14 protein-coding genes are annotated in these 15,643 nt (G+C 64.5%); 9 read left to right on the top strand and 5 right to left on the bottom strand.

Translation table 11 applies throughout. The annotated features are described in order from the left end of the window. The first annotated feature begins 234 nt into the window (after positions 1 to 234). Complete coding sequence (locus tag M2336_RS04700) at positions 235 to 846, top strand: superoxide dismutase (RefSeq protein ID WP_264574157.1); 612 nt, start codon at positions 235 to 237, stop codon at positions 844 to 846. A 183-nt stretch (positions 847 to 1,029) separates the two neighbouring features. Here the strand turns inward: M2336_RS04700 and M2336_RS04705 are convergent, their stop codons facing one another. Beyond that, the gene (locus M2336_RS04705) at positions 1,030 to 1,485 is read right to left on the bottom strand and encodes a universal stress protein (protein ID WP_181561548.1); all 456 of its coding nucleotides are present in this window, start codon (positions 1,483 to 1,485) and stop codon (positions 1,030 to 1,032) included. A gap of 142 nt (positions 1,486 to 1,627) precedes the next feature. On the opposite strand from M2336_RS04705, the gene M2336_RS04710 reads away from it, so the two are divergent. The 5 genes from M2336_RS04710 to M2336_RS04730 all read left to right on the top strand — a co-directional run bounded on the left by M2336_RS04710 (position 1,628) and on the right by M2336_RS04730 (position 9,157). Next, positions 1,628 to 2,941 carry a pyruvate dehydrogenase complex dihydrolipoamide acetyltransferase gene (locus M2336_RS04710; protein ID WP_264574158.1) on the top strand — a complete coding sequence of 438 codons (1,314 nt, stop codon included), beginning with the start codon at positions 1,628 to 1,630 and terminating at the stop codon, positions 2,939 to 2,941. Positions 2,942 to 2,948: 7 nt separating this feature from the next. After that, positions 2,949 to 3,353 (top strand): acyl-CoA thioesterase, encoded by a 405-nt coding sequence (locus tag M2336_RS04715; RefSeq protein WP_181560855.1) that lies wholly within the window; start codon positions 2,949 to 2,951, stop codon positions 3,351 to 3,353. A 66-nt stretch (positions 3,354 to 3,419) separates the two neighbouring features. Continuing rightward, positions 3,420 to 4,835, top strand: coding sequence for a dihydrolipoyl dehydrogenase (gene lpdA, locus M2336_RS04720; protein WP_264592585.1), 1,416 nt, complete (start codon positions 3,420 to 3,422; stop codon positions 4,833 to 4,835). Between the two features lie 11 nt (positions 4,836 to 4,846). Next, complete coding sequence (locus M2336_RS04725) at positions 4,847 to 5,509, top strand: phosphatase PAP2 family protein (protein ID WP_264592586.1); 663 nt, start codon at positions 4,847 to 4,849, stop codon at positions 5,507 to 5,509. A 378-nt stretch (positions 5,510 to 5,887) separates the two neighbouring features. Beyond that, entirely contained in the window at positions 5,888 to 9,157 is a 3,270-nt protein-coding gene (locus tag M2336_RS04730) for a carboxypeptidase regulatory-like domain-containing protein (protein WP_264592587.1), read from the top strand. Positions 9,158 to 9,257: 100 nt separating this feature from the next. Here M2336_RS04730 and mtgA read toward each other — a convergent pair whose 3' ends face one another. Both mtgA and M2336_RS04740 read right to left on the bottom strand, forming a co-directional pair. After that, a complete protein-coding gene (gene mtgA / locus M2336_RS04735; RefSeq protein ID WP_264592588.1) occupies positions 9,258 to 10,010 on the bottom strand; it encodes a monofunctional biosynthetic peptidoglycan transglycosylase in 753 nt (250 codons plus the stop codon). A 29-nt stretch (positions 10,011 to 10,039) separates the two neighbouring features. Continuing rightward, on the bottom strand, positions 10,040 to 11,377 hold the full coding sequence (locus M2336_RS04740; RefSeq protein WP_264574163.1) for a dihydroorotase: 1,338 nt from the start codon (positions 11,375 to 11,377) through the stop codon (positions 10,040 to 10,042). Between the two features lie 49 nt (positions 11,378 to 11,426). Between M2336_RS04740 and M2336_RS04745 the strand changes: the two genes are divergently transcribed. From M2336_RS04745 to M2336_RS04755, 3 genes are all read left to right on the top strand, one after another. Next, a complete protein-coding gene (locus M2336_RS04745; RefSeq protein ID WP_264574164.1) occupies positions 11,427 to 12,203 on the top strand; it encodes a YgfZ/GcvT domain-containing protein in 777 nt (258 codons plus the stop codon). Continuing rightward, positions 12,200 to 12,946, top strand: coding sequence for a glutaminyl-peptide cyclotransferase (locus tag M2336_RS04750; RefSeq protein WP_264574165.1), 747 nt, complete (start codon positions 12,200 to 12,202; stop codon positions 12,944 to 12,946). The genes M2336_RS04745 and M2336_RS04750 overlap by 4 nt, the downstream gene beginning before the upstream one ends. An 89-nt stretch (positions 12,947 to 13,035) precedes the next feature. Beyond that, a complete protein-coding gene (locus M2336_RS04755) occupies positions 13,036 to 13,218 on the top strand; it encodes a DUF2892 domain-containing protein (protein ID WP_264574166.1) in 183 nt (60 codons plus the stop codon). A 141-nt stretch (positions 13,219 to 13,359) separates the two neighbouring features. On the opposite strand, the gene M2336_RS04760 is transcribed toward M2336_RS04755, so the two are convergent. Both M2336_RS04760 and M2336_RS04765 read right to left on the bottom strand, forming a co-directional pair. Beyond that, positions 13,360 to 14,178, bottom strand: coding sequence for a DsbA family protein (locus tag M2336_RS04760; protein WP_264574167.1), 819 nt, complete (start codon positions 14,176 to 14,178; stop codon positions 13,360 to 13,362). Beyond that, positions 14,175 to 15,599: a M48 family metalloprotease gene (locus M2336_RS04765; RefSeq protein ID WP_264574168.1), complete on the bottom strand. Its 1,425-nt coding sequence runs from the start codon at positions 15,597 to 15,599 to the stop codon at positions 14,175 to 14,177. Before M2336_RS04765 ends, M2336_RS04760 begins: the two co-directional genes overlap by 4 nt. Positions 15,600 to 15,643: the final 44 nt, after the last annotated feature.

Raw genomic sequence — 15,643 nt, forward strand, 5'->3', positions numbered from 1 at the left:
TCGTTTGCCGGGTGCTTTGACCGCACCCTCCCCTAAAGCCGGTTATCGGCCATCGCACAGGCTATGCCAAAGTCGCGCCGCTGTCATATCGAAATTATATTTGGCGCTGATCGGGAGAGATGACTGGAAAGCTGCCGGTCTACGCGCCATCTGCTGCGGGCAACCGACACGAATCGCGCGCCTGCGCGTTTCGCCTGCAGAACGACTTTAATGCACCAAGAGGAGATTAGCGCCATGGCATTCACACTGCCCGACCTTCCCTATGCCAAGACCGCCTTTGGCGACGACATGTCGGCCGAGACCTTCGACTATCACCACGGCAAGCACCACAATGCCTATGTGACGAAGGCCAATGAGCTGGTTGCCGCCGATCCGGCCCTGCAGGGCAAGTCGCTCGTGGAGCTCATCAAGTCCTCCAAGGGCGGGCTGTTCAACCAGGTCGGCCAGATCTGGAACCACAGCTTCTTCTGGCAGTGCCTCTCGCCCGAGACGCAGCAGCCGAGCGGCAAGCTGGCCGATCTCATCAACGAAGGCTTCGGCTCGACCGACGCGCTGATCGAGAAGCTGAAGGCGGAAGCCGTCGGCCACTTCGCCAGCGGCTGGGCCGCGCTGATCCTCAAGGACGGCAAGCTGGAAGTGACCAGCTATCACGACGCCGATTGCCCGGTGGCGCATGGCGATACGCCGCTGTTCATCCTCGATGTGTGGGAGCATGCTTATTACATCGATTATCGCAACGCGCGCCCCAACTTCGCGGACACGATCCTCAAGAAGCACGTCAACTGGGCGTTCGTCGCGGAGAATCTGGACGGCAATGGCGCCGAACGGGCCAATCAGCCGGGCTGAACCCGCCGCAATCGGATTTTGAAGGAGGGGCTGGCGAAGGTCGGCCCCTTTTTCATTGTCGTAATGAAATTAACAGTGCTCCTGCGAAGGCAGGAGCCCAGGGCTCAACCGACGAACCTCGCCGCCCTAGGCTCCTGCTTTCGCAGGAGCACGGCTTTGATTTGACTTGGCGGCAGCGGACCCTCAGCTCAGCCGCTCGATATCCTCGCGGCTCAGCGATCCGGGAATGATCATCACCGGGCAGGGCAGTGTGCCGGCATCATTGCCGGCAAAGTGCGCCACCAGTGGTCCGGGCGCACCCTTGGGCGCGGCGCCGAGCACGAGCGCGGCGACCGTTTCGCCCGAGGCCAGCATCTCCTTCACCGATGCCACGGGATCGCCGACCTTGACCGTGATTGCGGGCTGGATGCCGGCTTCCGCCATCAGCGTGCCGGCGGCGCTGGCCGCGAGAGCCTCGGCGCGGGCGCGCGCTTCCTCCTCCATCGTCGCCTGCACGGCGCCCCATTGGACGAACTCGGTCTTGGGCACGAGCGCCAGCATATGCACGCCGCCGCCCGTCTTGGCAGCGCGGCGCGCGGCGAACAGCAGGGCCGATTCCGCCTCGCTGCTTTCGTCCACCACGACGAGATAAGTCCGCATCATCGCCTGCTCCCCCGAAGAAACCGGCTCGGTAGGTGCGGGAAATTCGGTCTGGATGCAAGGGATGGCCTTGACCCCGACGGGCAAAGCGTGAAGGTGGCCGGTGATTGTCCAACCCGAAAAACAGGAAAGCCTGGCCCCCATGGCGATCAATATCCAGATGCCCGCCCTCTCGCCGACCATGGAGGAAGGCACGCTTTCGAAATGGCTCGTGAAGGAAGGCGACACCGTCTCGTCTGGCGATCTGCTCGCCGAAATCGAGACCGACAAGGCCACCATGGAATTTGAAGCCGTGGACGAAGGGGTCGTCGGCAAGATCCTCGTCGCCGAAGGGACCGACAATGTGAAGGTTGGCACCGTCATCGCGGTGCTGGTCGAGGAAGGCGAGGACGTGCCGAGCGGCGATGCCCCCGCTGCAGCCAAGCCCGCGCCCAAGGCCGACGCCGCTCCGGAGAAGAAGCCGGAAGCCGCCAGCGCCCCCAAGCCGGAGCCGGAAGTCGCGAAATCGACCGCTGCGCCGGCCGCTGCCTCCTCTGGAGATCGCGTCAAGGCGAGCCCGCTTGCCCGCCGCATCGCCACGAACAGCGGCATCGATCTGGCTGCGGTTTCCGGTACTGGTCCCAATGGCCGCATCGTGAAGGCAGATCTGGAGGGGGTGAAGCCCGGCAGCACCGCGCCCAAGCCCGCCGCGAGCCCGTCCGCGGCGCCCGCAGCGTCTGCTCCGGCCGCGCCTGCCCCGGTGGCCGCGACCGCGCAGGATTTCGGCATTCCGCACGAGGTCGAGAAGCTCTCGAACATGCGCAAGACCATTGCGCGCCGCCTCACCGAATCGAAGCAGCAGGTGCCGCACATCTACCTCACCGTGGATGTGCGCCTCGATGCGCTGCTCAAGCTGCGTGGCGATCTCAACAAGGCGCTCGAATCGCAGGGCGTGAAGCTCTCGGTCAACGATCTGCTCATCAAGGCGCTGGCCAAGGCGCTGATCGCCGTACCCAAGTGCAATGTGCAGTTCGCCGGCGACCAGCTGCTCAAGTTCAGCCGGGCCGACATCTCGGTGGCGGTGTCCATCGAGGGCGGACTGATCACGCCGATCATCACCGATGCCGGCGCCAAGTCCGTCTCCGCCATCTCGACCGCGATGAAGGACCTCGCCACCCGCGCCAAGGAAGGCAAGCTCAAGCCGGAAGAGTTCACCGGCGGCACGGCCAGCCTCTCCAACATGGGCATGATGGGCATCAAGCAGTTCGAGGCAGTGATCAATCCGCCGCAGGCGATGATCATGGCGATCGGCGCAGGCGAGAAGCGGCCTTATGTGATCGACGATGCGCTTGGCATCGCGACCGTCATGTCCGCCACCGGCAGCTTCGACCATCGCGCCATCGATGGCGCGGACGGCGCGGAGCTGATGAAGGTGTTCAAGGAACTGGTAGAGGCGCCGCTGGGTCTGGTGGCGTAAGCGCACCATGGCCGCTGACGAGGATGTCCTGCCGGAAGGTGCGCCCGCCACGCGGATCACCGCGATGCCGGCGGATGCCAATCCCTATGGGGACATTTTCGGCGGCTGGCTGATGGGCCAGATGGATATGGCGGCGGCGCTTGTCGCCTCGCGGCACAGCAAGGGCCGGGCTGTCACCATCGCCGTGGAAGGCATGCAGTTCCACCGCCCGGTGCTGGTGGGGGACGAGGTCTCCGTCTTCGCGACGCTCGTGAAGGTGGGCAGCACGTCGATGACCATTGAGGTCGAAGCCTGGCGCCGCGCGCGGCACAGCGAGGAAACCTACAAGGTCACGCAGGCCCGGTTCATCTTCGTCGCCATCGACGAAGTGCGCCGCCCCCGCAGGGTGCCGCCCCTGGCGAACGCGCAATGAAGGCGCAGTTGGTCATTTTAGACCTCTCTCCCTCAAGGGGAGAGGGGCTTTTGAATGGAGCATTTCGTGTCTGAATCCTATGACGTCATCGTTCTCGGTTCCGGCCCCGGCGGCTATGTCGCGGCGATCCGCGCGAGCCAGCTTGGCCTCAAGACGGCCATTGTGGAGCGCGAGCTGCTCGGCGGTATCTGCCTCAACTGGGGCTGCATCCCGACCAAGGCGCTGCTGCGCTCGGCCGAGATCTTCCATTATATGAGCCACGCCAAGGATTATGGCCTGGCCGCTGAGAAAATCAGCGCGGACATCGAGGCGGTGGTGAAGCGCTCGCGCGGTGTCGCCAAGCAGCTCAACGCCGGCGTCACGCACCTGATGAAGAAGAACAAGGTCGCCGTGCACATGGGCACCGGCACGATCACCGGCAAGGGCAAGCTCTCGGTGACGGACCAGGACGGCAAGAAGACCGATCTGGCGGCCAAGCACATCATCGTGGCGACCGGTGCGCGGGCACGCGACCTGCCGTTCGCGCCGGCGGACGGCAAGCGTATCTGGACCTATCGCACCGCGATGACCCCGCCGGAAATGCCGGGCAAGCTGCTGGTCATCGGCTCGGGCGCCATCGGCATCGAGTTCGCGAGCTTCTATAACGACATGGGCGCGGATGTGACCGTGGTCGAGATGATGGACCGTATCGTGCCGGTCGAGGACAAGGATGTCTCGGCGTTCCTCGAAAAGCAGCTCACCAAGCGTGGCATGAAGATCGTCACAGGCGCCTCGCTGGAGAGTCTCAAGGCCAGCGACAGTGGCGTCACCGCCGCCATCAAGGGCAAGGATGGCAAGAGCGAGACCAGCGAGTTCAGCCATTGCATCGTCGCCATCGGCATCGTGCCGAACACGGAGAACATCGGGGTGGAGGCGCTGGGCGTCACGCTGGAGCGCGGCCATATCAAGACCGACGGCCTGTGCCGCACCGGCGTCGATGGCATCTGGGCCATCGGCGATGTCACCGCGCCGCCATGGCTCGCGCACAAGGCCAGCCATGAGGGCGTGACCGCCGCCGAGGCGATTGCGCAGGCGCTGGGCAACAAGGATGTCCACCCGCATGAGATGGACCCGCTCAACATTCCGGGCTGCACCTATTGCCAGCCGCAGGTCGCCTCGGTGGGCCTGACCGAGGCGAAGGCCAAGGACGCGGGCTATACCGTCAAGGTCGGCACCTTCCCGTTCATCGGCAATGGCAAGGCGATCGCGCTCGGCGAGGCGGAAGGCTTCGTGAAGACCGTGTTCGACGCCAAGACCGGCGAGCTGCTCGGCGCGCATATGGTCGGCGCCGAGGTGACCGAGATGATCCAGGGCTATACCATCGGCAAGACGGCCGAGCTGGTGGAGCAGGACTTCATGCAGACGGTCTTCCCGCACCCGACTATCAGCGAATCCATGCACGAGAGCGTGCTGGCCGCTTATGGGCGGGCGCTCCACATCTGATCCAAAGGCGGATGCGGCAACTGCCAACTCCGGGCGTCGCGCTCAGTTTTGCGCTCGGCCTGGCGTTGCTGGTCGCGGCCATCGGATTCCTCCAGCCCACCGGCCTGTTCGCGCCCATTGATGAGCGGCTGATGGGACTGGCGGGCAAGCTGCACGGCGTGCGCGGTGCGGGGCTGGTGACGCATGGCGCGGTGGCGCTGGACCGGCTGGGCGCGGTGGGCGGTCGCACGTTGATCGTGCTGGCGGTGGGGCTGGTCTTCATCAAGCTGGGGCATCCCGAACGCTTGATCCCGCTGCTGGTCGCGGGCGTGGGGACCGCGCTCGTCATCGGGGTGGTGAAGCTCGGCTTCAACGCGCCGCGCCCGATGATGATGATCCCCTATATGCCGACGAGCGTGATCGAGACCGTGGGCACCAGCTTCCCCAGCGGCCATGCGGCAGGTACGATGGCGCTCTATGGTGCGATCGCGCTGCTGGCGCGAAGCCGGGTGGTGACATGGATCTGCGCCGCGATGATCCTCGCCACCGGGGCCAGCCGGGTGTGGCTCGGCGTGCATTGGCCGAGCGATGTGGCGGGCGGCTGGGCGGTCGGCCTGATCTGGCTGCTGCTCGTGCTTTTCATCTTCCCCTGTTCGCGTCCGCTTGTGCAGCGGCCCATCATCTCGCGCGACTGAGCCTCGCGGGCAGCCCAGACGGTTGATCGGGCCGCCGATCCGTTCATCTTATGGCAAGATTTTGCGCGAGCGTTGCATGGATGCCGCACTGCACAATATGCCATTGATATCGCGCGATTTTATTGCCGCATAATGAGCGGTTTGCGGAATTTTGCTCCTTATTTCGGGTACATACCGCTCATTTCGCAATGGCGAGAATGGGCCGGTCGCCAGTATGAACCCGCCATCGTCATAATTGAGTCACGTCCGCCAGACACGGGCGCTGACATAAGGATCGCAGACCAGGCGAGAGGATGTGTCCGAGCCCAGAGGGGTGAAGGCAGCCGTGAACAGGACGGCTCAAGACCAGTTTTCGTGATGATCTAAAGGGGATCTTCGATGCGCAACTTCCGCTTCTTCCTCGCTGCCTCGGCCGCGAGCATCGCCACCTGCGTGGCGCTCAGCCCTGCCCATGCGCAGGAAACCACCTCGTCCGTGCGCGGCACGGTCACGGCGGAAGGCGCGCCGGTCGCCGGTGCCGCCGTCACCGTGACGCACGTCCCCTCGGGCACCGTCTCGCGCACCACGACGGGCGCCGACGGCAGCTTCTCGACCAGCGGCCTGCGCATTGGTGGGCCTTACACCATCATGGTCAGTGCGCCGGGCTATCTCGATGCGACCGTCACGGATGCCAATCTCACGGCCGGCCAGACCTTCCGTCTGCCCATCGCGCTCACAGCCGAGGGTGAGACCATCGTCGTGACAGCCTCCGCCGTCACCGGCGCAGGCTCTTACAGCCAGGGTCCCGCCAGCGCGTTTACCCGCGATGACATCGAGGGTGTCGCTTCGGTCAACCGCGATATTCGCGACGTGGTTCGTCGCGATGCTTTCGCCACGCTCGATCTCACGAACAGCCGCGCTGTTTCCATCGCCGGCCAGAACCCCCGTTTCAACCGCTTCTCGGTCGACGGCGTGCAGTTCTCCGACGACTTCGGTCTGAACAATGGTGGCTTGCCCACCGGTCGTGGCCCGGTTCCGCTCGATGCGATCGGTCAGGTCTCGGTCAAGGTCGCGCCATATGACATCTCGGCCGGCGATTTGCAGGGCGGCGCCATCGATGTGGTGCTGCTCTCAGGTACCAATGACTGGCATGGCACCGGCTTCTACAGCTTCAGTAGCGACGGTCTGACCGGCAACCGCACCAAGGACCGGCCCCTCAATCTCGATTTCGAGAGCCGCGTCTATGGCGCGACGCTGCGCGGGCCGATCATCCCCGACCGTCTGTTCTTCATGGTTTCCGGCGAGCGTGCGCGTGAATCGACGCCGATCAATATCGGGCCTATCGGTGGGGGCTTCGGCAGTGAGGTTCAGGGCGTCACGCAAGGCCTGCTCGATCGGATTTCCGGCATTGCGCAGAGCGTCTACGATTATGACGCGGGTGGCGTCCCGACGAGCAACACAGAGCGGGACGACAAGGTTGTCGTAAAGCTCGACGCGAACCTGTCCGACAATCACCGCGCTGCCCTGACCTATATCCATAACGACGGCTCGTTCTATGTGCAGACCGGGCGGGACAATAACTTCTACTCAGGTACGGAGTTCAGCGCGACCCGGCCGCAATATGGGCTGTCATCGAACAACTATATTCTGAGCGAGAAGGTCCACTCCGGCGTCTTCCAGCTCAACAGTGACTGGTCGGACACCTTCTCGACTGAGGCGCGCGTCGCCTATCGTAAGTACACACGCGGTCAGAACCCGACGCAGGGCGCGAATTTCTCCCAGTTCTCGATCTGCGCTGATGAGACATCGCAGGTTGACCCGGCGGTCTCGGCCTCTCCGACGACCTGCACCAGTGGTGTTCCCGTTATCAACATCGGTCCGGATGCCTCGCGCCACTTCAATGCATTGGAAAGCGAGAATTTTTCGGGGCAGTTCCTCGGTGAGCTTAACCTGAACAGCCACCGTGTACGGCTGCTGGCAGGCTTCGAGAATGTGAAGACCTATAACGCGTTCCTCCAGCATGCGTTGGGTACTTACTACTTCGATTCGATCCAAGACTTCCAAAACCGGCGTGCAAGCGCGCTACGCTATCAGGGCGCGCGCTCTCAGGAGCTTTCGGACGCTGCTGCACAGTTCCGTTATACAATGTTTACGTTCGGCATCATGGACGACTGGGAAGTCACGCCTGACTTCACTTTCACCTATGGCGTGCGTTGGGACGTGTATGACATGAACACGCCCGTTCCGTTGAATTCCAATGTTTATAATCGTTTGGGCTTCACCAACACGGCCACGCTTGGTGGACGCGATGTCTTGCAACCACGCGTCGGCTTCGACTGGCGGGTAAATGACCGGTTGTCCGTGCGCGGCGGCGGCGGCCTGTTCGGAGGCGGTTCACCGGACGTGTGGGTCTCCAACAGCTACAGCAACACCGGCATCGTGACGTCCAGCCTGACCATCCAGCGCAATGCCGCCGGTGCCGTGACAGGTGGTCCGGCGGCTGGTCTGCTGAACGTGACAGGCCAAGGTGTCGCACAAGCCGTGATGGACGCGGTTTCAAACGCATCTGCCGGCACGACCGGTTCTACAGCGCTCCTCGATCCTGAGTTGAAACTGCCGAGCCAGTGGAAATTCAGCCTGTCCGCTGACTACCGTGCCGATTTTGGCGCGCTGGGCGATGGCTGGAAATTCGGTGCGGATCTGCTCTACACGCGGGTCAAGGACGCGCTGGTCGTTACGAATGCCCGGTTTGTAAAGACGGGCGCGATCACTCTGGATGGCCGCCCCAAATATGTGAGCGTGGTTGGCCCGACCGACAGCAATGAAGACCTGATGCTCACGAACGGCGATCAGGGGCGGAGTATCGTCGGTGTGGTCCGGTTCGACAAATCGTTCCAGAACGGTTTTTCGTTCGGCGGCAGCTACACTTGGCAGGATGTCAAGGAACTCAGCCCTCTGACTTCTTCCACGCCGGGATCCAACTTTACCAATGCTGTGTACGTGGATCCCAATTATCCGGCTTACGGAACCGCCAACGACCAGATCAAATGGCAGTTCAAATATTATGCCGGCTTCGAGCATGCGTTCTTCGGCGACTACAAGACGCGCTTCCAGCTTTTCGGCGAGACGCGTGACGGTCGTGCATTCAGCTACACCATGAACGATGCATCGGCTGTTGGTGGCGTCTCGCAATTGTACGGGATCAACCGCACGGGCGGTCGTCATCTCCTCTATGTCCCGAATGTGAGCAGCCAGACGGCCGATGCAAATGTGGTATATGCCAGCACTGCTGTGTACGAGGCTGTTCGCGATCTCGTGAACGGATCTGTCCTTAAGAACTTCCAGGGTCAAACTGCACCGAAGAACGTCGGACGCTCGCCCAGCTTCACGAAGATCGATCTTCACATGGAGCAGGAGATCCCGGCGGTTGTCGGTCGGTCGCGGATTACGCTGTTCGCGGACATCGAGAATGTTCTGAACCTGCTGAATCGGGACTGGGGGCAGCTTCGTCAGGTCGCGTTCCCATATCAAGCTGCAGTGGTTACCGTGACGTGCGGCAACGCCGCATGTACACAGTACCGCTATGCTTCTCCCACAACGCCGCAGGAAGTTGTTCAGACCCGTCAGTCGGTTTATCAGGTCCGCGTGGGCGCGCGCTTCAGCTTCTGATCTGCCGCGAATAGAAACCGGAAGGGCGGGGGCAGCGATGCCTCCGCCCTTTTTGTTGCGCGGCTTATTTGCTCTTTGTGCGGGAACAGCGTCTGCCCGCTCAGTTCAGATCCAGGCAGGCATCCAGTCCGTCGGCTTTCACATGGCCGATCCAGCGGGCGATGTTGTTGCCGTGGCGGCGGGTGAAGCCGGTGGGGGCGATGGCGCCGCGCTTTTTGGGCAGGGGGAGGACCGCCGCGATGCGGGCGGCCTCGGTGCGGCTCATCCTGTCTGCGCCATGGTTGAAATAGCGGATTGCGCCGGCCTGCACGCCATAGGTGCCGATGCCCGTCTCGGCGACGTTGAGATAGACTTCCATGATTCGGCGCTTGCCCCAGATCGCCTCGATCAGCACTGTGTACCAGGCTTCCAGTCCTTTGCGGAAGAAGCCGCCGCCCTGCCAGAGAAAGACATTCTTGGCGGTCTGCTGGCTGATCGTGGAGCCGCCGCGAATGCGCCCGCCGCGTGCGTTCTGTTGCATGGCCTGGCGGATGGCATCGGTGTCGAAGCCGTGATGCTGGCAGAATTTGGCGTCCTCGCCCGCAATGGCGGCACGCGGCATGTCGGGATCCATGTCCGAAAGCGGCGTCCAGTCCTTGGTGATGCCGTTCTTGTCCATCAGCATGGTGATCGTCACCGGCACTGGCACGAATTTATAGACCAGCACCTGCAGCAACGAGATGCCGATGAAGCCGAGGATGAGCATCAGCAGCCAGCGGAACAGCTTGCCCGGCAGGCTGGTGGGATTGCCGGGAAAGCGCAGGCCCTTGCGCCGGGGCGCCTTGCGTCTCGTGGTGCTCCGCGTTGTCGCCATCGCCCCGCCTTCCCCCTTTTGCCTTCGCCTTAGTGGCCAGGGAACTCGGTCGCCTCGAAGCGCACCGGTTCGCCCACCGCCTCATTGGCGAGCTGGTTGTCCCACATCACCCGATGGCCGCGCACGATGGTGCCGACCGGTCGGCCGGTCACGCTCATGCCCTCAAACGGCGACCAGCCGCAGCGCGAGGCCATCCAGTCCGCGCCCATCGTCCAGCGCGCCTTGAGGTCGACGACGGTGAAGTCGGCATCATAGCCGGTCGCGATGCGGCCCTTGCCGACCAGGCCAAAGATGCGCTGCGGTCCGGCGCTGGTCAGATCGATAAAGCGCTGCAGCGTCAGGCGGCCGTTCGCCACGTGATCGAGCAAAAGCGGCACCAAAGTCTGCACGCCGGGCATACCGCTCGGGCTGGCAGGATAGGTCTTGGCCTTTTCTTCCTTGGTGTGTGGCGCGTGGTCGGAGCCGAGCACATCGGGCACGCCCTGGCCGACCCAGTGCCACAGCCCCTCGCGATGGGCAGCGCTGCGGATCGGCGGGTTCATCTGCGCATAGGTGCCGAGGCGCGGATAGGCATCCTCGCCCGCCAGCGTGAGATGCTGCGGCGTCACCTCGCAGGTCGCGACATCCTTGTGCTGGCTGAGGAATTCCAGCTCGGCGGGCGTTGTGACGTGCAGCACATGGATGCGGCGGCCGGCTTCGCGCGCCAGCTTCACGATGCGGCGGGTGGCCATCATCGCGCTTTCATCGTCGCGCCAGACCGGGTGGCTGGCCGGATCGCCCTCGATCCGCTCATCTTTGCGCGCATTCATCCGCGCCTCGTCCTCGCAATGCACGGCGACGCGGCGATGACCATGGGCGAGCACCCGCGCGAGGGCCTCGTCCTCGGCGACGAGCAGGCTGCCGGTGGAAGCGCCCATGAATATCTTGACGCCCGCCGTGCCGGGGATGCGCTCCAGTTCGCCGAGCTGCTCGGCATTGTCGCCGGTCGCGCCGACATAAAAGGCATGGTCGCACCACATGCGGTGATGGGCGCGCTTGAGCTTGTCGGCCACGCGCTCGGCAGTGTCCGTATTCGGATTGGTGTTCGGCATCTCGAACACGGCGGTCACGCCGCCCAGCACCGCGGCACGGCTGCCCGATTCGAGATCTTCCTTATGCTCCAGCCCGGGTTCGCGGAAATGGACCTGGCTGTCGATCACGCCCGGTAGCACGTCGAGGCCGGCGCAGTCGATCGTTTCGCCCGCATCGCCAAGGCTGGTGCCGATCGCGGCGATCCTGCCGGCATTGACTCCCACGTCCACGCGTGCGGGGCCGCTCGGGAGGTGGACGGTGCCGCCCTTCAGCAGCAGGTCGAATGTCTGGGCCATCGCGCGAACCTCTCTTGGCTTGGTGCTCCTCTCCCCCTACCTAAAGCGCATGTCCGCCACCACCCCCCTTGCCACGCCGCCCCTCGCAACCACGCTGCGCGATCGGGCCATCCTTCGTGTCGGCGGGGCGGAGGCGCGGCCGTTCCTGCAAGGCCTGCTCACGCAGGATGTGCTCGGCCTGCAGCCGGGCGCGCCGCGTTATGCCGGGCTGCTCACGCCGCAGGGCAAGGCGCTCTACGATATGCTCCTCTGGGCCGATCCGGCGGGCGGCGAGGATGTGCTGATCGATTGCGAGGCATCGCGCGCCGAGGCGCTCGCCCGCAGGCTGACGCTGTACCGGCTGCGCCGCCCCGTCACCATCGGGATAGAGGAAGGGCTTGCTGCCCACTGGTCTGCCGATCCGGTCGAGGGGGCATCCGCCGACCCCCGGCTCGCCGCGCTGGGCTGGCGGTGGCTGGCCCCAGCGCGGGAGGGCGACGCTTCGGACTTCTATCGCGCGCATCGGCTGGCTCAGGGCGTGCCCGAGGGCGTGGCGGAGCTGGGCGAGGACAAGACGCTCTGGCTGGAGTGCAACGCGGAAGAGCTGCACGGCGTGGATTATGGCAAGGGCTGCTATGTCGGGCAGGAGAATACCGCGCGGATGCACTATCGCAACAAGGTGAACCGGCGGCTCGTGGTGGTGCCGCTTGACCGGTCCGACCCGGCCCGGCTGCGCATTGCCTATCCGGCTTTGGGGCTCGCGGTGGATCATCGTCCGGTCGATTCGCTCGAGGGGATCACGCTGCCGGACTGGCAGGCCGACGCGCTCGCGGAAGACGCCGAATGAAGCGGCTATTGGTCTCGCTCTTCGTCCTCGTCTTCAGCGCGGGGCCAGCGCAGGCGGAGATCAAATGGGAGATCGTGCGCGAACTGCCGCATGATACAAAAGCCTTCACCCAGGGCCTCACCATCCATGGCGAGCTGATCTACGAAACCACCGGCCAAGTCGGCGAGTCAGATGTGCGGATCATGCGGCTGAGCGACGGCAAGATCCTACAGCGGCGGCCCATGCGCGCCGATGTGTTCGGCGAGGGCAGTACGATCTGGGGCGACCGGATCGTGAGCATCACCTGGAAGGACGAGACCGGCTTCGTCTGGAACCGCAAGGATTTGAAGCCGATCGGCTCGTTCCGCTACACCGGCGAGGGCTGGGGCCTCACTCATGATGGCCACGCGCTGATCATGAGCGATGGCACGCCGGACCTGCGCTTTCTCGATCCCGAGAGCTACAAGGAGCAGCGCCGCGTCACCGTCACATGGGAAGGCGAGCCTGTGCGCTTTCTCAACGAGCTGGAGCAAGTCGGCGACGTTCTCTACGCGAACATCTGGTTCTCGCCGCTCATTGCCCGCATCGATCCGGCCAGCGGCAAGATCGACGACTGGATCAACCTGCAACCGCTGGTGGCGAAGAATATGAGCGCGAGCGGCGAGGGCGTGCTGAACGGCATCGCGTGGGATGCCAAGGCGCAGCTTCTCTACGTCACCGGCAAGAACTGGCCCAAAATCTACGCGCTGCGCTTGTTGGACTGAACGCCGGGCCTGTTTGATCTTCATCAAGGTCAGGCGCCCGCCACCCGCTTAGCATCACCATCAGATGAAATGGTGAGAGGGCTGTGGCCATGGCTGCGAACATCGGACGACTGGACCGGACCATCCGGATCCTGATTGGCCTCGGGCTGATCGCGCTCGTCTTTGTCGGCCCGCGAACGTCCTGGGGCTGGATCGGCCTGGTGCCGCTGCTCACCGCGTTCGTCAGCTTCTGCCCGCTCTACGCACTGATCGGAATCAGGACCAAGTCCTGACCGTCACTTTGCGCGCCTCTCGTCCCACCGTCCGGGCATTGGAGGCCAGTGCAAAGGGAGGCCCCCTCTTGGCAGCGGAGGGGGCCTCCAACGTCCGGCTTGGAGCCCTGAACGGCGCCGACCCAAGCCGTCTCTGGTCAATCAGCCCTTGGTGCGCGCCTTGTCCACGGCCGCCTGTAGCGTCTCGGTGCCGACAAGGCCGTTGAACACCTGATCGCCCACGACGAACAAAGGCGTGCCCTCGGCGCCGAGGGCCTGGGCGAGGCGGATGTTGCTCATGAACTCATCATCGCCGCCCTTCGCCGCAATGGCGGCCTTCGCCTTGTCGGCATCCAGCCCCGCCGTGCGCGCGGCCTTGAGGATGGCGTCCGAGGAGACGCCGCCGGCCGCGTACATCGCCTTGTGGAAGGCCATGAACTTGTTCTCGCTGGCGGCCAGCAGGCTGACCTTCGCCGCATTGGCACTGCCATCGGCAATGATCGGCAGTTCGCGATAGACCACGCGCAGATCGGGATTGGCCTTCACCAGTTCCTCGATATGCGGCAGCGCGGCGCGGCAATAGCCGCAGGCATAATCCATGAAGGCGACGAGGGTGACCTTGGGCTGGGCCGCGCCTTCCCATGCGCCCGGATAGGGCGTTTCCAGCGCGGACCGGTTCTGATCGACGGTGCCGGCGGTCTGCTTGGCCTTCAGCCGTTCCATCGCCTGCGGAATGATCTCGGGATGTTCGAGGATATAGTCGCGCACCACCGATTCGATGGCGGCGCGGTCCGCCGTCGGCATGGCTGGGCTTTGATTGGTCGCCGCATAGGTTACCGCCGCGCCGCCGGCGAGCAGCGCAACGGCCAGAGCCGGAATTACCATCCGCCCGCGCTTGCGCTCGCCGGTGCGGGTGCCCAGCGCGGACACGATCACCCCGGCTGCGCGGAACAGCGCGCCCGCGCCTGCCTTGTTCGTCATTTCTTTCGTGTCCTTTCCATGGCGGCGCGGCTGGCCATCGCAATGTCCTGCGCCCGCAGATAATCGGGTGAATTGGGTTGGATGCCGGCCAGTGCCACATCGGCATGGCGCAGGGCGAGCGCGTCCTGCCCTTCCATCGAGTAGCGCTCGGCCGTGGCGAGCGCGGCGCGGGCGGTGTCGCCCTTGCGCTGATAGACGACGCCGAGCGAATACCAGGCGAACGGATTCTGCCGATCCCGCGCAACCGTGTTGCGCAGCACGCGCTCGGCCTCATCGAGATGGCTGTCATCCTCGGTCGCGACGAGGGCATGGCCGAGCATCGCGGCGATCAGCGGCTCGCCATTGGTGCGCTGCACGGCCTCGCGCAGCGGCGGGATGGCATCGGCGGGCTTGCCGGATTCGAGCATGACCTGCCCTTGCAGCTCCAGAAAATAGGGGTCGTGCGGCGCGGCCTTGAGCAGGGTATCGACTTCCGCCAGCGCTTTCTCGGTGAAGGCGCTCTTATGATAGGCATAGGCCCGCGCATAATGGGCGGGCAGGCTCTGGTCCGAGGGCGGATAAAGCTTGAGGGTCTTTTCCGGCTCGCTGACGAAGCCGATCAGCTTGGCGCGCACACGCTGGAAGCGGGCTTCCAGCGCCGGATCGGTGGGCTTGTTCCAGGCCGGATCATTCTCATACAGCGCCGTCAGGGCCGAGATGCGGTCGCGCGAGAGCGGGTGGGTGCGGACATAGGTGTCCTGCGGCACGTAGAGCCGATATTCCAGATTCTGCAGCTTCTGGAAGAAGGCGATGCTGCCCTTGCCGCTGATGCCTGCGGCCTTGAGATAGCGCGCGCCGGCGGCGTCCGCGCTCGATTCCTGCGTGCGGGTGAAGGTGAGGAAGCGGCCCATGGCGGCCTGTTGACCGGCCGCCATGATGCCCATGCCGGCCTCGCCCCCGCCCGCTGCCATCGCCGCCGCACCGAGCAGCAGCGAGACGAGCTGGATGCCGGTCGCTTCCCGCGCGCCATCGGCAAAGCGCACGATGTGGCCGCCCTCGATATGGCCGAGCTCGTGGGCCATCACGCCCTGGACCTGATTGAGATCATCGGCCTCGGCGATCAGGCCGCTGTGGAACCAGACGATCTGTCCGCCCGCGACGAAAGCGTTGAGGCTGGGATCGTTGATCACCAGCATCTGCACATTGCGCTCATCGAGCCCGGCGGCCCGGATGATCGGGACGGAGGCATCGCGCATCAGCGCTTCGGTTTCGGCATCACGCAGGACGGATTGGGCCAGGGCGGGCTGCGCGGCGAGCAGGCTCAGCAGCGCAAGAACGGCGACAAGGCGGCCGATCAGCCAGGGCGCGACAGCCGCCTCACGGGCATGATGGGGTTTGAGCTGGCCGGCAAGCTGCCGGGGAGGGGAGAGCGGCCGATCCATGACCGGCCCCTTAGCCCGGCGAGCCTGAACCCGGCATGACGGAT

The organism is Sphingobium sp. B1D7B, assembly GCF_025961965.1.
GTDB lineage: Bacteria > Pseudomonadota > Alphaproteobacteria > Sphingomonadales > Sphingomonadaceae > Sphingobium.